The organism is Pseudomonas sp. MWU347, from assembly GCF_017947305.1.
GTDB lineage: Bacteria > Pseudomonadota > Gammaproteobacteria > Pseudomonadales > Pseudomonadaceae > Aquipseudomonas > Aquipseudomonas putida_A.
Window position 1 is genome coordinate 147,699 of sequence record NZ_JAFGZB010000002.1, and the last position, 18,594, is coordinate 166,292.

Sequence of the window (18,594 nt, forward strand, 5' to 3'; positions counted from 1 at the left end):
AGTACCGACAATCTGCGAAACCTTTTTTCCTACTGACTTTCCCCCCTGCCGTTCGACGCCAGCAAAGCCGATTTGCTAGAGTGCGGCGCTTGTCCCGCTCAAGAAAACGCCTTTGCGATGCTGCCCCGCGCCGAACAGAAACAACAGACCCGCAACGCCCTGATGGACGCTGCCCGCCATTTGATGGAAAGCGGCCGAGGTTTCGGCAGCCTGAGCCTGCGCGAAGTGACCAAGACCGCCGGCATTGTGCCCACCGGTTTCTATCGGCATTTTGCCGACATGGACGAGTTGGGTCTGGTGCTGGTCAGTGAAGTCGGCCAGACCTTCCGCGAAACCATCCGCCTGGTGCGCCACAACGAATTCGTCATGGGCGGGATCATCGATGCGTCGGTGCGGATTTTCCTCGACGTGGTCAGCGCCAACCGTTCGCAGTTCCTGTTTCTCGCTCGTGAGCAATACGGCGGCTCGCAGCCGGTGCGTCAGGCGATTGGCCGTCTGCGCGAAAACATCAGCGCCGACCTCGCGGCCGACCTGACATTGATGCCCAAGTTGCAGCATCTGGACGCTGCCGGGCTGAGCGTAATCGCCGACCTGATCGTCAAATCGGTGTTCGCCACTCTGCCGGACATCATTGACCCGCCCGCCGAGGCCCTGCCGGAGCATCTGACGCCGCAGGCGAAGATCACCCAGCAATTGCGCTTCATCTTTATCGGCCTCAAGCACTGGCAAGGGTTGGGCAGTACCGAGTAATTCCCCTTTTTTCAAACCCAACACAAATCCCTGTGGGAGCGGGCTTGCTCCGGGCGGCGATCCGACGAAAGCGGTGGGTCAGTCACTTCATTGTTGACTGATGCACCGCTTTCGCGAGCAAGCCCGCTCCCACATTGGTCATGCACCGCCGCTCACATTTGGTGCATGTAAAAATCTTCACGCACCAAAACCTTCCAAAATTCTGCAACATCTTGAAACATCCTCTACGCTCCGACAGGGATTTCCTACATCTCGTCCGGTTGGCAAGCCCCTTGCTCTAGCCCTCCTACAAGTCCACTGCTGGAAGCTTTCCGATGCTGGTGATTCATCGCAGAATCGACCCTCAACCTGTCTGGTCCGCCGAGTTGCACCTGACCTTCGAAGCGCGGAGCAAAAGCCGTCTGCGCTGTTTCAGTGCCGATGGCGAAGACGTCGGGTTGTTTCTGGAGCGCGGTCAGGCACCGTTATATGACGGCGAATGCCTGCAGGCCGAGGACGGCCGCATCGTTCGCGTCTGCGCCCGCCCCGAGCAACTGCTGCACGTCACCTGCGCCAATGCCTTCGAACTGACCCGCGCCGCCTATCACCTCGGTAACCGCCACGTTGCCTTGCAAGTCGGCGATGGCTGGCTGCGTCTGCTCGATGATTACGTGCTCAAGGCCATGCTCGAACAGCTCGGCGCCCAGGTCGAGGCGATTGAAGCGCCGTTCCAGCCGGAACACGGTGCCTACGGCGGCGGCCATCACCATTCGCGGCATGGCGACGAAGATTTCAACTACGCGCCCAAACTCCATCAGTTCGGCGTACGTCTGTGAATCCGGCCTGGGCGCTGTTGCGCCTGGCTAGTCCGCAACTGCCGATTGGCGGCTACAGCTATTCGCAAGGCCTGGAAATGGCGGTGGATAACGGCCGCGTGAACAACCCGGACAACGCCCGCCGCTGGATCAGCGATCAACTACTGCTCAACCTCGCCCGTTTTGAGGCGCCGCTGCTGCTGGCCCATTGTCAGGCCGCGGCCGAGGAAAACTGGCCCAAGTTGCTGCATCTCTGCGAAACCCACCGCGCCAGCCGCGAGACCCGCGAGTTGCATCTGGAGAGCCGGCAGATGGGCTACTCGCTGCAGCAATTGCTCAACGGTTTGCCGGAACTCGACGCGCCGGCCCGCAGCTTTCTTGAGCAATGCGCTGAACCGCACCTGGCCCTTGGCTGGGCACTCGCTGCCCGCGCCTGGCAGATCAGCCCACAGGACGCCCTCGCTGCGTGGCTATGGAGCTGGCTGGAAAACCAGCTCGCGGTACTGATGAAAACCCTGCCGCTGGGCCAGCAAGCCGCCCAGCGCCTGACCAGCGAACTGTTGCCGTTGCTGCAACAGGCGCAGCAGGACGCCACCCGCATCAATCCCGAACACATCGGCAGCGCCGCATTCGGCCTGTCTCTGGCGTGCATGGCGCATGAGCGCCAATACAGCCGTCTGTTTCGCTCTTAGGGCCTGTCATCTTGGAGAAGCACATGAACACACAACCCCTGCGCGTCGGCATCGGCGGCCCGGTCGGTTCCGGCAAGACTGCATTGACCCTGGCCCTGTGCCTGGCGTTGCGCGATCGCTACAACCTGGCCGTCGTTACCAACGACATCTACACCCGCGAAGACGCCGACTTTCTGGTGCGCAACGAAGCGCTGGCACCGGAGCGGATCATCGGCGTGGAAACCGGTGGCTGCCCGCACACGGCGATCCGCGAAGACGCTTCGATCAACCTCGAAGCCGTCGATCAACTGAACCGGCGCTTTCCGGGGCTGGACCTGATTCTGGTGGAATCCGGTGGCGACAACCTGTCGGCAACCTTCAGCCCGGAGCTGTCAGACCTGACCATCTACGTGATCGACGTCTCCGCCGGCGACAAGCTGCCGCGCAAGGGCGGCCCGGGGATCTGCAAGTCCGATCTGCTGGTGATCAACAAAATCGACCTGGCGCCGCTGGTCGGTGCCTCGCTGGAAATGATGGATAGCGACACCCAGCGCATGCGCAACGGCAAGCCATTCGTCTTCAGCAACCAGAAAACCGGCCAGGGCCTGGAAGACATCATCGCCTTCATCGAGCGCCAGGGCCTGCTGAACGCCGCCTGATTCAATGACCAACAAGGAAGCTTATCCATGACACTCAAACGCATTCTCGGCGCCGTGGCGCTGCTGCTGACCCCGGCACTCGCCTTCGCCCACCCGGGCCACGGCGACAGCGGCTTGATCGCCGGCATCAGCCACCCGATCGGCGGCCTCGACCACTTGCTGGCGATGGTTGCAGTCGGCCTGTGGGCCGCGCAGCAGCAAGGCGCGGCACGCTGGGCGCTGCCCTGCACATTCGTCGGCACCATGCTGATCGGCGGCATGCTCGGTTTTGAAGGGCTGGAGTTGCCGGCGCTGGAAAGCGGGATCGCCGCTTCGGTGCTGGCGCTGGGTCTGGCGGTGGCACTGGCGGTGCGTCCACCGCTGGTGATGGCGGTGGCGGCGACGGCGTTGTTTGCGTTGTTCCATGGCGTGGCGCATGGCCTGGAGCTGCCGGACATGAGCAGCCCTTGGGCGTATGCCGCCGGTTTTGTCGCGGCGACGGCGGCGCTGCATGCGGCGGGTTATGGCCTGGTGCGCGTGTTGCCTCAGGCTGCTGCACCATTGGTGCGAGTGGCGGGGGCTGCTTCGGCGGTGACCGGTGCATGGTTGCTGGCCGGCTGATCTTTATCGCCTGAACCGGCCTCTTCGCGAGCAAGCCCGCTCCCACCCTGGATTTGCGGTGTACACAAAACCTGTGGGAGCGGGCTTGCTCGCGAAGGCGGACTGACAGACACCGCGTCTCATCAGGCCGTCGCTCTGCTACCATGTCGCGCAATCGCCCCAGCCGTGACGACGTCCGCCAATGCCCCATGCTTGCCGCTCCACCTCCCTGCCCGAATTGACCGCCCTGTTCAGCGATGTGCGACAGCACTTTCTGAACGTGATCGTGCCGCTTTGGCAAGGCCCGGGCTGGAACGCCGACATGGCGCTGCCCTACGAGGCACTCGACGCGGCGCATCAACCTTTGCCACCGCAACGCTATCGGGCGATGGCCTGCGCACGGCAGCTGTATCTGTTTTCCAGCCTGATCGGGGTTGTGGATAACGCCGAGGTGCGCGCCACCGCGCTGTTTCGCTCGCTGCAACGGCATTTCCACGATGCCGAGCACGGCGGCTGGTTCTACAGCATCGACGCGCAAGGCAAGCCGCTGGATCAGCGCAAAGACCTCTACACCCACGCCTTCATCCTGTTCGCCTGCGCCCATTACTGGGCCAAGTCCCGGGAGCCGCTGGTGGAATCCACGCTCAACGCCGCACTGGAAGTCATCGCCCGGCGCTTCGCCACCGGTGACGGCCTGTACGAAGCGTGCCTGGACCGCGACTGGATCACGCTGCAAACCGGCCCGCTGCAGAACCCGCTGATGCACCTGGCCGAAGCATTTCTCGCCACCCTCGCGGTGCGCGAAGACGCGCCGACGCAGCAAGCGCTGCTCGAGTTATGCACAGCCATGCACACGCAGTTCGTCGATCCGCAGCACGGAGTGTTGATGGAGAAGCCGCTCGGGGCTGTGGATAACTGGTACGAGCCAGGGCATCAGTTCGAATGGTATTTCCTGCTTGAATCTTCAGCCCTGCTGCGCGGTTCGAAACTGCATGCAGCGCTGGACCGGGCATTCGCTTTCACCGAGCAATTCGGTGTTGAACAGCCTTCAGGGGCGGTGCGGGCGATGCTCGATCTGGAACTGGACGGTCGCCCGAAAGATTCGACTCAGCGCATCTGGGCTCAGGCGGAATACCTGCGCGCCCTGACCTTGCGCCCGGACAGCGAAGGCACCGTGCTGCGCCAGTTGCAGGCGCTGCAGCAGCGGTTTCTGCATGCGGGCGGGTGGCATGAATGCCGAGATGAGCTGGGAGAGGTCAGCCGCAAGGACATGCCTTCAACGACGCCTTATCACCTGGCGACGTGCTACAGCGGGCTGGCTGAATATCTGCGTTGATTGAAAAATAGCTTTCGCGAGCAAGCCCGCTCCCACATGGGAATTTCGGCGAACACATAATCTGTGAACAGCCTGGATCCCTGTGGGAGCGGGCTTGCTCGCGAATAGCCGTTACACGGTCTCTAGGCAATCCACTTCTTGTCACCGGTAAAGCTGATCGTCAACCAGCGTGCCGCATCCGGCTCGCCGAGCTGCGCCGAGATTTCCTCCCGCAACACATCCAGCTGACCTACGCTGCTCAGCGCATAATCCGCCGGCAACACCACATGAATCTCGATAAACCGCGCCCGCCCGTGCTTCTGCACGTAGGTCACGTAATCATCGAAACCATGCTCGACCTTCGCCGCTTCCATGACCTGACGCACCTGATCATCCAGGGTGTCCGGGGCAATACCCAGTACATCACGCAGTGCCGGGCCGAGGATTTTGAACGCCGGTGGCAACATGGTCAGCGCCAGCACGATCAGGATCAGCGGGTCGACAAACTTCGCCCACTCGTCAAAGCCCTGGGCCTTGAGCAGCAACGCGGCGAGAAAACTGATCAACAGGCCGACCGAGAGCATCGCGTCCACCAGCCAGCTGATGTTGTCGAACTGGATCAGGCTGGACTTGAGCTTGCGATTGCGCCGACGCACATAGAAGAAATAGGCGAATTCGACGACGGTGAACACCGCCGCATAAATGATCACCAGCCCCAGCTCGATGTCGCGGCCGCCGTTGATGATGCCGAACACACCGTTGAGAAAGGCATAGATCGCGATCAACAGCAGGAAGCTGCCTTCGATCAGCAGCACCATCGGCTCCAGATGCCAGAAACCGAACTGGAAGCGGTGATTGCTTTCTTTGGCGATCAGCCGGGCGGTGATCAGCATCAGCACTTTGATGAACGTTGCGATCAGCGAGAAAAAACCATCGAAAAGGATGGATTGCGAACCTGAAACAAAACCGGTGACGATCCCGGCAATCGACACCGCGAACATCAGGATGGTCGATTGTTTGAGCAGTGACTGCTCACCTCGGTTACTCACTTTAACTCCTCGAAAACCTTGAAAACCGCAGGGTGCGGTGGGGTTGTTGCGAGGAGAGTTTACCTTATCGGTATTTATTGCCTGTGACGGCCCCTTCGCGAGCAAGCTCGCTCCCACATGAGACCGCGATCAAATGTGGGAGCGAGCTTGCTCGCGAATGGCCTCAACGCGGTGTCAGGCCTTGTTACGCTCGATCGCAAACCCCGCCCAGGTCTGGCTCACCGGCATCAGCTCCAGGCTGTTGATGTTGATGTGCGCCGGGGCGTTGAGCACCCAGAAGATGGTCTCGGCGATGTCCTGCGGCTGGATCGGCTCAGCACCGGCGTAAGTGGCGTTGTAGCGTTCCTGGTCACCGGCAAAGCGCACCAGCGAGAACTCGCTTTCGCACAGACCCGGCTCGATGTTGCTGACACGCACGCCAGTGCCCTGCAGGTCGCAACGCAGGTTCAGCGAGAATTGCTTAACGAACGCCTTGGTCGCGCCATACACGTGGCTGCCCGGGTACGGGTAGTTGCCGGCGATGGAGCCGAGGTTGACGATACCGGCGCCACGGCCGTGAGCGATCAACCGCGGCAGCAGCAGACGAGTGCTGTACATCAGGCCTTTGACGTTGGTGTCGACCATAGTGTCCCAGTCGTCGAGGTCGCATTTGGGCGCCGGATCGACGCCCAGCGCCAGCCCGGCGTTGTTGATCAGGCCACGCAGCTTGGCGAACGACGGCGGCAGATTGGCAATTGCCTCTTCCATCGCCTTGCGGTCACGCACGTCGAGCACCAGGCCATGCACTTCAGTCTGCTTCGACAACTCGGCGCACAGCGCGTCGAGACGTTCTGCACGACGGCCGGTCAACACCAGTTTCCAGCCAGCCTCGGCGAAACGACGGGCACAGGCTTCACCAAAACCGGAGGTTGCGCCGGTAATAAACAGGGTGTTGGACATCGTGTTCTCCTTGCGTCGGCCGCCAGCGCAGCCATTGGAATAGAAAATCAGCAGCCAGCATGCCCGGCCCGGCATTTACGAGCAACACCCGCACCGGGACAACTTCCGATCAAATTTTGATCAACCGTCGCTACGCCATACCTGCCGTGGCCTGTAGCCATGTGCACGCACGTTATCCACAGTCCCTTCCACAGTTTCCGGGGGCAAGTGGAAACGCGCAAAGCCGCGCCATACAAGGCTTTGCGCGGGAAACAGAAAGTTTTTTGCTTGACCCTGAAGCGGCTGATGTGCCGGAGATGGCATTTTGCACGACCGGACGGTCAGTGCAGTGATTGCGCGAGGCCAGTAATTACGGCCCTCAGCGGAGTCTTTCCAGAGTTTAGTCACAGACTTATCCACAGGCTTGTTCACATCGGATTGTCGCCACAGCGCAGCCTAGAAAAAGGTTGACAACAGCGTCTTCAGCTCCAGCAAAAACGCCTGATCAAAAAGCGATCACCAGCCTGCAAGCCACGGAACACAAGGGCTTCAGCCAGCTACTCCCACGTTATTCACAGCCAGCTCCACAGTAAACGGGGACAAGTCAAAACTGTGGAAAAACAGCCATTTGCAGCGTCTATATGTCGCGCTCTGGCAGCTATGGGAATTTGTTTTCCACAATTCTGAAATCTGGCGCAGATCAACTGTGGGAGCGGGCTTGCTCGCGAAGAGGATGTGTCATAAAACACGGCGTTATCTGACACACCCTCTTCGCGAGCAAGCCCGCCCCCACAAGGGATTTGTGCGGGACTTGGGATGTAAAAAGCCCCGGGACTTTCGTCGCGGGGCTTTGTGGACAACTCAAGCAGAATCAGTGCCCGCCCAGATAAGCGTTACGCACCTCCTCATTCACCAACAACTCCTTGCCGGTACCGGTCAGGCGAATCTCGCCGTTGACCATCACGTACGCCCGATCCGACAGCTTCAACGCATGGTTGGCGTTCTGCTCGACGAGGAAAATGGTCATGCCGGTTTTCGCCAGTTCCCGCAGGGTGGCGAAGATCTGCTTCACCACGATCGGCGCCAGGCCCAGGCTTGGCTCATCGAGCAGCAGCAATTTCGGCCGGCTCATCAGCGCACGGGCAATGGCGAGCATCTGCTGCTCACCACCGGACATGGTCATCGCCCGCTGGGTACGGCGCTCTTCGAGCCGCGGGAACAGCTCGAACATGCGCTGCATGTCCTCCTTGGCGTACTTGTCGCCAATCGGGATGGTGCCCATCAGCAGGTTCTCCTCGACGGTCATGTCGGGGAACACCCGCCGCCCTTCCGGCGACTGCGCGATGCCGTTGGAGGCGATGTAGTGCGAGGACTTGTGGGTGATGTCGACGCCTTGATAGAGGATCTGCCCACCCGCCGCGCGCGGCTGGCCGAAGATCGACATCAGCAGCGTCGATTTACCCGCGCCGTTGGAGCCGATCAGGCTGACGGTCTCACCTTCGTTGATCTGCAGCGACACGCCCTTGAGGGCCTGGATCGGGCCGTAGAACACGTCCAGGTCTTTCAGTTCGAGGATCGGTTTGCTCATACCAGCTCCTCTTCGTCGGCGCCCAGGTAGGCGGCAATCACTTTCGGATCGTTGCGGATCGCCTCGGGACCGCCCTCGGCGATGACCACGCCGTGATCCAGCACCACGATGTGGTCGGAAATGCTCATTACCATGCCCATGTCGTGTTCGATCAGCACCACGGTCAGATCGTGCTCGTCGCGCAGCAGCCGGATCATCGCGCTCAGCGCTTCGGTTTCCTGAGGGTTGAGGCCAGCAGCCGGTTCGTCGAGGCAGATGATCTGCGGCCGCGTGCACATGGCCCGGGCGATTTCCAGACGGCGTTGCTGGCCGTAGGACAGTTCACCGGCCAGACGGTTGGCGCAGTCCACCAGATCCACCACTTCCAGCCAGTAGAACGCGCAGTCCAGCGCATCACTTTCGGCCTTGCGGTAGCCCTTGGTGTTGAGGATGCCGGCGAGCATGTTGCGGTTGACCCACATGTGCTGCGCCACCAGCAGGTTCTCCAGCACCGACATTTCCTTGAACAGGCGAATGTTCTGGAATGTCCGGGCCAGGCCGGCGCGGTTCACCAAATGGGTGCCGCCGAACATCTTGTAGTACAGGCGACTGAGGAAGCTTTTCGGCGAGACGAAGTCGGTCGGTTTGAACGACTCGCCCAGCAGCTGGATGACGTTGGTCTGCTTGCCGCGCACGTTGAGTTCGATCTTGCCGCCGGAGGCCTTGTAGAACCCGGTCAGGCAGTTGAACACCGTGGTCTTGCCGGCGCCGTTGGGGCCGATCAGGGCGAAGATCGAGTTGCGTTTGACCTTGAGGCTGACATCGCTCAGGGCCTTGATGCCACCGAAGTGCATCATCAGTTTTTCCACAGAGAGTACGACTTCACTCATGGCGCAGTCCTCTCATAGTGAATGGCACCTTTGCGTGGAGTGACCCCGGTACGGCTGATGCGAATCAGCCCGCGAGGTCGCCAGATCATCATCAACACCATCAGGATGCCGAACAGCAGCACGCGGTATTCAGCGAAGCCGCGCAGCAGTTCTGGAGCAACCGTCAACACGAATGCCGCAATCACCACGCCGATGGTCGAGCCCATGCCGCCGAGCACGACGATGGCGAGGATCAGCGCCGATTCGAAGAAGGTGAACGAGGTCGGGTTGACGAAGCCTTGATAGGTGGCGAAAAACACCCCGGCCAGGCCCGCGGTCGATGCGCCGATGGTGAACGCCGAAAGCTTGACCAGTACGTGGTTGAGGCCCATCGAGCGGCAGGCGATTTCATCTTCGCGCAGGGCTTCCCAAGCGCGACCCACCGGCATTTTCACCAGACGATGCTTGATGTACAGCACGGCCAGTACCACCAGGAACAAAACCGTGTAGATGAAGTAATACTTCACGTCCGGGTTGTAGGCGATGCCGAAGAACTCATGGAACGGCACCCCGCCATCCTTGGCCCGCTTGCCGAATTCCAGACCGAAGAAGGTCGGCAATGGCGCCGGCATGCCGTTCGGCCCGCCGGTCAGCGACAGCCAGTTGTTAAGGATCAGGCGAATGATTTCACCGAAGCCCAGGGTCACGATCGCCAGATAGTCGCCGTGCAGACGCAGCACCGGGAAACCGAGGATGCAGCCGGCCAAACCGGCAGTGATTGCCGCCAGTGGCAGCACGGTCCAGAAGCCCAGCCCGAGGTATTGATAACCCAGCGCCAGACCATAGGCGCCGATGGCGTAAAAAGCCACGTAACCGAGATCGAGCAGACCGGCCAGCCCGACCACAATGTTCAGCCCCAGACCCAGCAGCACGTAGATCAGCCCGAGGATGACCACGCCCAGCAGGTACGAGTTGGAGACAAACGGCACAATCACCGCCAGCACAATCAACAGCGGAATGATCCAGCGCAGGCGTGATTTGTGATCGGCAGGCAGCACATGCACACCGGAGCCGGTGCTCTCGAATCCATCGAGAATCTTCAGGCCCTTGGGCGTCTGCAGAAACAGGCTCAAGGCAAAGCGGCCGATCATGACAATGCCGATGATCCACGCCACGCGGGTTGGTTCGAGGTTGAAGCTGTAGCCTTCGAGCACGACGCCGACAATCGGACCGAACACGATCAGGGCAATCAGGCCGGCCAGAATCGCCTCAACCAGACTTTTTTTGATATCGATGGATTTTTGGGTGGTTGAAGACATCGCTTACACCTTCGACACAAGAGGACGGCCCAACAGGCCCTGAGGCCGGAAGACCAGAACAAGTACGAGCAGCGAGAAGCTGAACACGTCTTTGTAGTCGGAGTTGACCAGGCCCGAGAACAGCGACTCGGAGATGCCGAGAATGATCCCGCCGAGCATCGCGCCGGGCAGTGAGCCGATCCCGCCAAGCACGGCGGCGGTGAACGCCTTGATGCCGATGACGAAGCCTGCGTAGAAGTCGAACGTGCCGTAGTTCATGGTGATCAGCACGCCGGCCAGCGCCGCCATCGCTGCACCGATGATGAACACGTAGGAAATCACCCGGTCGGTGTTGATCCCGAGGATCGAGGCCATCTTGCGGTCTTGCTGGGTGGCGCGACACATGCGGCCGAGCTTGGTGTACTTGATCACGTAGGTCAGCAGGCCCATGCCGACAAATGCGGCGACCAGAATGAAGATCTTGGTGTAGGTCAGTTGGACGAAACCGCTGCCGACGTCGATGCGCCAGGCACCGGTGAGCAGCGTCGGAACACCCTGTTGACGGGCGCCCTGGCTGATCTGGGCATAGTTTTGCAGGATCAGCGAGATACCGATGGCACTGATCAACGGTGCCAGTCGGGTGGAGTTGCGCAGAGGTTTGTAGGCGACGCGTTCGATTACCCAGCCATAGACGCCGGTGACGACGATGGTGAAAACCAGCGTGCCGAGCATCAACAGCGGGAAGGATTCGATACCGAAGTAAGCCAGCAGAGCCAGACTGATTGCCGCGAGGTACGCGGAAATCATGTAAACCTCGCCGTGGGCGAAGTTGATCATGCCGATGATGCCGTAGACCATTGTGTAGCCGATGGCGATCAGGCCATAGACCGACCCGAGGGTCAGGCCATTGACCAGTTGCTGCAGGAAAATACCATCCATAACGCAATCTCACGCAATGAGAACCTGCCCACCGGAGCGGGCGGTTCTTCTAGGAAAAATACAGATTTACGTCGGAGCAATGCAGACACGTTCCCCCGGAACACCATCGCCTCCTGTGGGAGCGGGCTTGCTCGCGAAAGCGGTGTATCAGCTACCGTTGATGGCGACTGACATCCCGCATTCGCGAGCAAGCCCGCTCCCACAGGGGTTCATGGTGTTCGGATGATCGCGTCAGCCCTTACTTCTGTTTTTCCAGCTGATGGTATTTGCCGTCCTTGTCCCACTGGTAAACCACGTAGTCAGAGACTTTCAGGTCGCCCTTCTTGTCCCAGGCTTTCTCGCCCATGACGGTTTTCACCGGGTTGGCCTTGAGCCACTCGGCGGCTTTTTCGCCACTGTTGGACTTGGCGCCGTTGAAGGCGGCCGCCAGGGTCTGAACCGACGCGTACGCGTACAGGGTGTAGCCTTCAGGCTCGGTGCCGGCCTTGCGGAACGCGTCCACTACCGTCTTGCTGTCTGGCAGCAGGCGAGGGTCGGCGCCGAAGGTCATCAGCACGCCGTCAACGTATTGCGGGCCACCGGCGGTGGTCACCAGTTCGTCGGTGACGATGCCGTCATCAGACATGAACTTGACGTCTTTCAGGCCTTCGGTACGCAGTTGCTTGACCAGCGGGCCGGCTTCCGGGTGCAGGCCGCCGAAGTAGACCACGTCGGCACCGGCTGCACGAATCTTGGTGACCACAGCGCTGAAGTCTTTCTCGCCACGGGTCAGGCCTTCATACAGCACCGGCTTCACGCCACGTTTTTCCAGTTGAGCCTTGGTCGCATCGGCCAGGCCCTGACCGTAGGTGTCCTTGTCGTGCAGCACGGCGACCTTCTTGCCCTTGAGCACGTCGACGATGTAGTCGCCCGCGACGATGCCTTGCTGGTCGTCACGCCCGCACATACGGAACATGGCGCTCAGGCCGCGCTCGGTCACTTGCGGGTTGGTGGAACCCGGGGTGATCGCGATAACGCCGGCTTCGTCGTAGATTTCCGAGGCGGGGATGGTGGAAGAGGAGCAGAAGTGACCGACCACGCCGGCTACCTTCTGGTTGACCAGATCCTTGGCGACTGTCACTGCCTGTTTCGGTTCGCAGGCGTCATCGCCCTTGACCAGTACGATTTTCTCGCCGTTGACGCCGCCTGCCGCGTTGACTGCGTCCGCCGCTGCCTGTGCACCCTTCATGTACTGCTCGCCAAATGCCGCGTTGGCGCCAGTCATCGGACCCGCTACACCGATTTTCACATCAGCTTGAGCAAACGCAGAAACACCCAGCGCAGTAGCTACTGCGAGGGCCAGAAAGCCTTTCTTGTAAAACGTCTGGGACATGAGGTGGTGCTCCAAGGTTTTTTTTAGTTGGCACTGCGACTTCACTTCACTGAATGCTCTGAGCAAGCGCCGTGCCATCGGTTTTTTATTCTTCAAAAAGTCGCTGCTTTCTTGTTATTTCGACTGTTTCGTTCCCATTTTCATTGGGCGTGCAACCGTCTAAACCGCGGAAGGTGAAACCTTTTTAAATCTGAGGCGCAACCCGCTTGCGCCATCATTGCAACCGCGGCACCAAACGACGTGCAACCAGCCTGTAACAGCTCGCGTCACCGAACTGCACACTGCTGGTGCGGGACTGCTACAACCCGCACCATTAGAGGCTAGTCGCTACGCCGAAAAGCGCCGCTTCCGGCAACATATTTCAACACTCAAATGACGATGCGCAGGCACTGGCCCGCGTGATACAGCGAGAAGCCGGCCTCGTACAGGCAACTGCGCAGGCCGACGCCGGCCAGGGGCTGCATCGGTGCGAAGGGGATCGGCAGGGCTTGAGGATTTCCGTCACACAGGTAGTCGGCGAAGGCTTTGCCGACCACGGTGCCGGTGGTCACGCCACGACCGTTGTAACCGGTGACGGCCACCAGTCCCGGCGCCGGTTCGAACAGGCGCATCAGGTGATCGGGGGTGAAGGCGATGCGCCCGGTCCAGGTGCATTCCCATTCCACCGGTTTCAGGTTGGGGAAGTAGTGTTGCTGCACCCGGTCGGCCCAGGCCTTGAGGAACCACGTCGGCTTCTGATTGCCGTTGCCCAGACTTCCGAGCAACAACCGGCCGTCCTTGTCACGACGGATGCTGCTCAGCACTTGGCGCGTGTCCCACGAGCCCTGCCCGCCGGGGAGGATGTCATGGGCGGCGTCTTCGGTCAGCGGCACCGAAGCGACCTGATAGTAGTAACCGGGGAAGAAGTTGCGCTTGAGTTCGGTCCAGTCGCCCTCGGTGTAGGCGTTGGAGGCGATCACCACTTGCTCGGCGAGTACCGAACCTAGCTCGGTCTGCACCGACCATAGCTGGCCCACGCGTTCGAGACGGGTCACTGGCGAGTGATCGAACATCTGCCCGCCCAGGCCCTTCACCGCGTTGGCCAGGCCGGTGACATAGGCCATCGGGTTGAGCGTACCGGCGCGGCGGTCGAGCAGTGCGGCGGCGATCCTCTGCGTACCGGTGGCTTGCTCGCAGGCCTTGCCGGTGAGCAACTCGACCGGCGCCCCGCGACGCTTCCATTGTTGCTCGCGACTGCGCAGATCCGCCTCGCCCTTGGCGTTGTGCGCCATGTGCAGGGTGCCTTCGCGGCGCAACTGGCAATCGATGTTGTATTTATCCACAAGGCTGAACACCAGCGCCGGCGCCGCCCCGAGCATGCGGTTGAGCTGACTGCCGACCGCTTCGCCGAATCCGGCCTCGATCTCATCCGGCGGGATCCACATGCCGGCGTTGACCAGCCCGACATTACGTCCGGAGCCGCCATGCCCGGCACGATGCGCTTCGAGCACGCAGACGCTTTTGCCTTTTTCCAACAGATGCAGCGCCGCCGACAACCCGGTAAACCCGGCGCCGATCACGCAGACATCGACTTTGACCTCGCCGCGCAGGGCGGAGTTATCCGGGCGCTGCGGCGTGAGTTTTTCCCACAGACATTCTTCGCGTAACGGCATTGCCAGACTCCAACAGAAACCTGCCAAACACACTGCTGATCCTGTGGGAGCGGGCTTGCTCGCGAAAGCGGTGTTTCAGCCAACATCTGTGTCGACTGACCCACCGCTTTCGCGAGCAAGCCCGCTCCCACAGGGGATCTGCTTCATTCCAAACTCAGTCGAAGGTAATGCCCTGCGCCAGCGGCAACTCCAGCGAGTAGTTCACGGTGTTGGTCTGGCGGCGCATGTAGGCGCGCCAGGCGTCGGAGCCCGACTCACGACCGCCACCGGTCTCCTTCTCGCCACCAAACGCGCCGCCGATTTCCGCGCCGCTCGGGCCGATGTTGACGTTGGCGATGCCACAGTCGCTGCCGACCGCCGACATGAACTGCTCGGCCTCGCGCACGTCGGTAGTGAAGATGCACGACGACAGGCCCTGCGGCACCGCATTGTTCAAGCGCAGTGCTTCCTGGAAGTCGCTGTAGCCGACCACGTAGAGGATCGGGGCAAAGGTTTCGCTGCAGACCACGTCGCTCTGCTCTGGCATTTCGACAATGGCCGGCGACACGTAGTAGGCGTTGGGGAACTGATCTTCGAGCTGACGCTTGCCGCCGAACACCCGGCCGCCCTCGCTCAGTGCCTGCTCCAGCGCGTCCTGCATATTTTCGTAGCTGTGTTTGTCGATCAGCGGGCCGACCAGATTGCCTTCTAGCGGATGACCGATGCGCACTTTGGCGTACGCGGCTTTGAGGCGGGTGACGATTTCTTCCTTCACCGATTCATGAGCAATCAGCCGACGCAGGGTGGTGCAACGCTGCCCGGCAGTGCCGACCGCACTGAACAGAATGGCGCGCACGGCCATGTCCAGATCGGCGCTTGGGCCGAGGATCATCGCATTGTTGCCGCCCAGTTCGAGAATGCTGCGGGCGAAACGTGCGGCGACTTTCGGTGCCACTTCGCGGCCCATGCGGGTGCTGCCAGTGGCGCTGATCAGCGCGACACGCGGGTCATCCACCAGCGCTTCGCCAGCATCGCGACCACCGATGATCACTTGGCACAGGTGCGCCGGCGCATCGCTGAAATTCTTCACCACACGATCGAACAGCGCCTGACAGGCCAGTGCGGTCAGCGGGGTTTTCTCCGACGGCTTCCACACCACCGGGTTACCGCAGACCAGCGCCAACGTAGTGTTCCACGCCCACACCGCGACCGGGAAGTTGAACGCGCTGATCACGCCGACCACGCCCAGCGGATGCCAGGTTTCACGCATGTGGTGGCCCGGGCGCTCGGAGGCGATGGTCAAACCGTACAACTGACGCGACAGACCGACGGCGAAGTCGCAGATGTCGATCATCTCCTGCACTTCACCGAGGCCTTCCTGAGTGATCTTGCCCGCTTCCCACGACACCAGTTCGCCGAGGTCAGCCTTGTACTCACGCAGCACTTCGCCGAACTGACGCACCAGTTCGCCGCGACGCGGGGCCGGCACCTTGCGCCACAGCTCGAAAGCATGATCTGCGCGACTGATGTGCTGCTCGACTTCGGCCGGGCCTTCCCAGTTCACCGCGGCGATGCGGCTGCCGTCGATGGGCGAATGCACCGGCACTTTGCCGTTCTGATACAGGGCCGGGTTCACACCAAGACGATCAAGCAATGCGGCAACCATGGGTCACTCCTCAAGCGAAAAACAGAATGTGTGCGGACGCATTTTCGCGACCGGGCAGGCCTTTAGTTGTAGCTTCCCGAGGGCAAGGCAACAAACGACCTTTACGCGAGATATCATTCCGTTTATTCATGCTGCGCACAGAAAGACAAGAAAAAGGGATCACCCATGCTGAATAAACGCCACCTGCCATCGATCACCGCGTTGCAGTGCTTCGAGGCCGTGACCCGGCACCTGAGCTTCACCCGGGCCGCCGAAGAGCTGAACCTGACCCAGAGCGCTGTCAGCAAGCAAGTGGCGCAGCTTGAGGAATTGTTGCAGCACTTGTTGTTCCGTCGGGTGCGTCGTCGCTTGCAGATGACCCCGGCCGGGGATTTGTACCTGGTGGAAGTCCGAAAAATCCTCACCCAGGTGGAAATGTCCACGCATTACCTGCGCTCCTACGGCGGCGAGACCGAAGTCCTGCGCGTCTCTACACCCTCGACCTTCGGCGCGCGCTGGCTGGTACCGCGTCTGAAGGGCTGGCGTCTGCGCCATCCGTCGATCCATCTCGACTTGTGCAACGAACAGGAGGCCGACGATTTGCTGCAGGGGCGCAGCGATCTGGCGTTCTATTTCGGTCAGGGCTCACGCCCCGGCACCGAATGCCTGAAGCTGTTCGGCGAAGAGCTGGTGCCGGTCTGTGCGCCCGGCAGCCTGCCGGATCAGCCCTTCACCGATCCGACGCAACTGACCGATCTGGTGCTACTGCAAAACGCCTCGCGCCCACAGGCCTGGCATGACTGGTTCGACAGTCAGGGTTACCACACCGAACACAGCTACCACGGCCCGCGTTTCGAAACCTTTTATATGTGCATCCGCGCCGCCCAGGTCGGCTGCGGTGTGGCGCTGCTGCCACGGTTTCTGGTGGAAGAGGAATTGGCCGACGGCAAACTGGTCATTCCATGGCAGCATGCAATGCCCAGTTCCGACGCCTATTACCTGGCCTACCCGGAACATGCGGCGGAAGTGCCGAAGGTGCGGGATTTTGTGAAGTGGATGCTGGAGCAGATTGATAGCCCGGACCTGACGCCGATATAGAGTTTTCAACAACCCTGTGGGAGCGGGCTTGCTCGCGAATGCGGTGCATCAGTCACATTTGAATTGACTGACCCACCGCATTCGCGAGCAAGCCCGCTCCCACAGGTGATCTCGACGCTCTTAAAAAATGCTGGCAATCCCCACCGCTGATATGCGCCACTAGCGTCATTGATTGATCCCGCGCATCCGCGCGGTGTACCTGGAGACCCCGTTTATGAGCGAGAGTGTGTTTGCCGATCGCATCGTGCAGAACCTGCTCGACACCGACTTTTACAAACTGACGATGATGCAGGCGGTGCTGCACAACTACCCCAACGTCGAAGTCGAATGGGAGTTTCGTTGCCGTAACAGCGAGGATCTGCGGCCGTATCTGGCCGAGATTCGCTACCAGATCGAGCGCCTGGCCGAGCTGAGCCTGAGTGCCGACCAGTTGAGCTTTCTCGAGCGCATCACCTTCCTGAAACCGGATTTCCTGCGCTTTCTCGGACTGTTCCGCTTCAACCTGCGCTACCTGCACACCGGGATCGAGAACGGCGAGTTGTTCATCCGCCTGCGCGGTCCGTGGCTGCATGTGATCCTCTACGAAGTGCCGCTGCTGGCGATCGTCAGCGAAGTGCGCAACCGCTATCGCTACCGGGAAATCGAACTGGTGCAGGCGCGGGAACAGCTGTATCGCAAGTTCGACTGGCTCAGCGCCAACGCCTCGGCTGACGAACTGGCGCAATTGCAGGTCGCCGACTTCGGCACCCGCCGGCGCTTTTCGTACCGCGTGCAGGAAGAAGTGGTCAACGTGCTCAAGCACGATTTCCCCGGGCGCTTCGTCGGCACCAGCAACGTGCACCTGTCACGGGAACTGGATATGAAGCCGCTGGGCACCATGGCCCATGAATGGATCATGGCCCACCAGCAACTCGGCCCACGGCTGATCGACAGCCAGATCGCCGCCCTCGACTGCTGGGTGCGCGAGTACCGTGGTTTGCTGGGGATTGCTCTCACCGATTGCATCACCACCGACGCCTTCCTCGGCGATTTCGACCTGTTCTTCGCCAAGCTCTTCGACGGTCTGCGCCACGATTCCGGGGATCCGGTGCAGTGGGGTGAAAAGTGCATCGCCCACTACCACAAGCTCGGCATCGACCCGATGAGCAAGACCCTGGTGTTCTCCGACAGCCTGACCCTGCCCAAGTCGCTGGAGATCTTCCGCGCGCTGCACGGGCGGATCAACGTCAGCTTTGGCATCGGCACCAACCTGACCTGTGACATTCCGGGTGTCGAACCGATGAGCATCGTGCTTAAAATGACCGCCTGCAACGGCCAGCCGGTGGCGAAGATCTCCGACGAGCCCGGCAAGACCCACTGCAAAGACCCGAATTTCGTCGCCTATTTGCGACATGTGTTCCAGGTTCCTGCCGTTTCCAGCCTATCTAGCAAGGAGTGAAT

General features: G+C 60.8%; 17 protein-coding genes. 8 read left to right on the top strand and 9 right to left on the bottom strand.

Annotated elements, in window-relative coordinates; translation table 11 throughout:
- Positions 1-117 precede the first annotated feature (117 nt).
- The 6 genes from KCG87_RS04300 (at position 118) to KCG87_RS04325 (ending at position 4,789) form a co-directional block, all read left to right on the top strand.
- A complete protein-coding gene (locus KCG87_RS04300) occupies positions 118-750 on the top strand; it encodes a TetR family transcriptional regulator (protein ID WP_027613541.1) in 633 nt (210 codons plus the stop codon).
- A gap of 314 nt (positions 751-1,064) precedes the next feature.
- Positions 1,065-1,565, top strand: coding sequence for an urease accessory protein UreE (ureE, locus tag KCG87_RS04305; protein ID WP_003221180.1), 501 nt, complete (start codon positions 1,065-1,067; stop codon positions 1,563-1,565).
- Entirely contained in the window at positions 1,562-2,236 is a 675-nt protein-coding gene (locus KCG87_RS04310) for an urease accessory protein UreF (protein WP_098966968.1), read from the top strand. Before ureE ends, KCG87_RS04310 begins: the two co-directional genes overlap by 4 nt.
- Before the next feature lie 23 nt (positions 2,237-2,259).
- Entirely contained in the window at positions 2,260-2,874 is a 615-nt protein-coding gene (gene ureG, locus KCG87_RS04315; protein ID WP_098966966.1) for an urease accessory protein UreG, read from the top strand.
- Positions 2,875-2,901: 27 nt separating this feature from the next.
- Entirely contained in the window at positions 2,902-3,474 is a 573-nt protein-coding gene (locus tag KCG87_RS04320; RefSeq protein WP_098966964.1) for a HupE/UreJ family protein, read from the top strand.
- A 181-nt stretch (positions 3,475-3,655) separates the two neighbouring features.
- Entirely contained in the window at positions 3,656-4,789 is a 1,134-nt protein-coding gene (locus KCG87_RS04325) for an AGE family epimerase/isomerase (protein ID WP_210556695.1), read from the top strand.
- A 122-nt stretch (positions 4,790-4,911) separates the two neighbouring features.
- On the opposite strand, the gene KCG87_RS04330 is transcribed toward KCG87_RS04325, so the two are convergent.
- From KCG87_RS04330 to KCG87_RS04370, 9 genes are all read right to left on the bottom strand, one after another.
- Positions 4,912-5,817 (bottom strand): cation diffusion facilitator family transporter, encoded by a 906-nt coding sequence (locus KCG87_RS04330; protein ID WP_098966960.1) that lies wholly within the window; start codon positions 5,815-5,817, stop codon positions 4,912-4,914.
- A gap of 174 nt (positions 5,818-5,991) precedes the next feature.
- Entirely contained in the window at positions 5,992-6,756 is a 765-nt protein-coding gene (locus KCG87_RS04335) for an SDR family oxidoreductase (protein ID WP_027613536.1), read from the bottom strand.
- 850 nt (positions 6,757-7,606) lie between these two features.
- Positions 7,607-8,323 (bottom strand): ABC transporter ATP-binding protein, encoded by a 717-nt coding sequence (locus KCG87_RS04340; RefSeq protein WP_047600666.1) that lies wholly within the window; start codon positions 8,321-8,323, stop codon positions 7,607-7,609.
- Positions 8,320-9,192 (bottom strand): ATP-binding cassette domain-containing protein, encoded by an 873-nt coding sequence (locus KCG87_RS04345; protein ID WP_027613534.1) that lies wholly within the window; start codon positions 9,190-9,192, stop codon positions 8,320-8,322. Before KCG87_RS04345 ends, KCG87_RS04340 begins: the two co-directional genes overlap by 4 nt.
- The gene (livM, locus tag KCG87_RS04350; RefSeq protein ID WP_135294846.1) at positions 9,189-10,490 is read right to left on the bottom strand and encodes a high-affinity branched-chain amino acid ABC transporter permease LivM; all 1,302 of its coding nucleotides are present in this window, start codon (positions 10,488-10,490) and stop codon (positions 9,189-9,191) included. Before livM ends, KCG87_RS04345 begins: the two co-directional genes overlap by 4 nt.
- 3 nt (positions 10,491-10,493) lie before the next feature.
- A complete protein-coding gene (locus tag KCG87_RS04355) occupies positions 10,494-11,408 on the bottom strand; it encodes a branched-chain amino acid ABC transporter permease (protein ID WP_027613532.1) in 915 nt (304 codons plus the stop codon).
- 238 nt (positions 11,409-11,646) lie between these two features.
- Positions 11,647-12,780: an ABC transporter substrate-binding protein gene (locus KCG87_RS04360; protein WP_027613531.1), complete on the bottom strand. Its 1,134-nt coding sequence runs from the start codon at positions 12,778-12,780 to the stop codon at positions 11,647-11,649.
- A 368-nt stretch (positions 12,781-13,148) separates the two neighbouring features.
- A complete protein-coding gene (locus KCG87_RS04365) occupies positions 13,149-14,432 on the bottom strand; it encodes an FAD-binding oxidoreductase (RefSeq protein ID WP_210556697.1) in 1,284 nt (427 codons plus the stop codon).
- 154 nt (positions 14,433-14,586) lie between these two features.
- Positions 14,587-16,077 carry an aldehyde dehydrogenase family protein gene (locus KCG87_RS04370; RefSeq protein WP_210556698.1) on the bottom strand — a complete coding sequence of 497 codons (1,491 nt, stop codon included), beginning with the start codon at positions 16,075-16,077 and terminating at the stop codon, positions 14,587-14,589.
- A gap of 165 nt (positions 16,078-16,242) precedes the next feature.
- Here KCG87_RS04370 and KCG87_RS04375 point away from each other — a divergent pair, with 165 nt between their 5' ends.
- Positions 16,243-17,154: a LysR family transcriptional regulator gene (locus KCG87_RS04375; RefSeq protein ID WP_098966954.1), complete on the top strand. Its 912-nt coding sequence runs from the start codon at positions 16,243-16,245 to the stop codon at positions 17,152-17,154.
- 214 nt (positions 17,155-17,368) lie between these two features.
- On the top strand, positions 17,369-18,592 hold the full coding sequence (pncB, locus tag KCG87_RS04380; protein ID WP_041065644.1) for a nicotinate phosphoribosyltransferase: 1,224 nt from the start codon (positions 17,369-17,371) through the stop codon (positions 18,590-18,592).
- Positions 18,593-18,594 lie beyond the last annotated feature (2 nt).

What these genes read in the sequence shown, in the direction of transcription:
- KCG87_RS04300 (WP_027613541.1), top strand. Translation starts at nt 118, where the DNA reads ATGCTGCCCCGCGCCGAACAGAAACAACAGACCCGCAACGCCCTGATG.
- ureE (WP_003221180.1), top strand. Translation starts at nt 1,065, where the DNA reads ATGCTGGTGATTCATCGCAGAATCGACCCTCAACCTGTCTGGTCCGCC.
- ureG (WP_098966966.1), top strand. Translation starts at nt 2,260, where the DNA reads ATGAACACACAACCCCTGCGCGTCGGCATCGGCGGCCCGGTCGGTTCC.
- KCG87_RS04320 (WP_098966964.1), top strand. Translation starts at nt 2,902, where the DNA reads ATGACACTCAAACGCATTCTCGGCGCCGTGGCGCTGCTGCTGACCCCG.
- KCG87_RS04325 (WP_210556695.1), top strand. Translation starts at nt 3,656, where the DNA reads ATGCCCCATGCTTGCCGCTCCACCTCCCTGCCCGAATTGACCGCCCTG.
- KCG87_RS04335 (WP_027613536.1), bottom strand. Translation starts at nt 6,756, where the DNA reads ATGTCCAACACCCTGTTTATTACCGGCGCAACCTCCGGTTTTGGTGAA.
- KCG87_RS04340 (WP_047600666.1), bottom strand. Translation starts at nt 8,323, where the DNA reads ATGAGCAAACCGATCCTCGAACTGAAAGACCTGGACGTGTTCTACGGC.
- KCG87_RS04345 (WP_027613534.1), bottom strand. Translation starts at nt 9,192, where the DNA reads ATGAGTGAAGTCGTACTCTCTGTGGAAAAACTGATGATGCACTTCGGT.
- livM (WP_135294846.1), bottom strand. Translation starts at nt 10,490, where the DNA reads ATGTCTTCAACCACCCAAAAATCCATCGATATCAAAAAAAGTCTGGTT.
- KCG87_RS04355 (WP_027613532.1), bottom strand. Translation starts at nt 11,408, where the DNA reads ATGGATGGTATTTTCCTGCAGCAACTGGTCAATGGCCTGACCCTCGGG.
- KCG87_RS04360 (WP_027613531.1), bottom strand. Translation starts at nt 12,780, where the DNA reads ATGTCCCAGACGTTTTACAAGAAAGGCTTTCTGGCCCTCGCAGTAGCT.
- KCG87_RS04365 (WP_210556697.1), bottom strand. Translation starts at nt 14,432, where the DNA reads ATGCCGTTACGCGAAGAATGTCTGTGGGAAAAACTCACGCCGCAGCGC.
- KCG87_RS04370 (WP_210556698.1), bottom strand. Translation starts at nt 16,077, where the DNA reads ATGGTTGCCGCATTGCTTGATCGTCTTGGTGTGAACCCGGCCCTGTAT.
- KCG87_RS04375 (WP_098966954.1), top strand. Translation starts at nt 16,243, where the DNA reads ATGCTGAATAAACGCCACCTGCCATCGATCACCGCGTTGCAGTGCTTC.
- pncB (WP_041065644.1), top strand. Translation starts at nt 17,369, where the DNA reads ATGAGCGAGAGTGTGTTTGCCGATCGCATCGTGCAGAACCTGCTCGAC.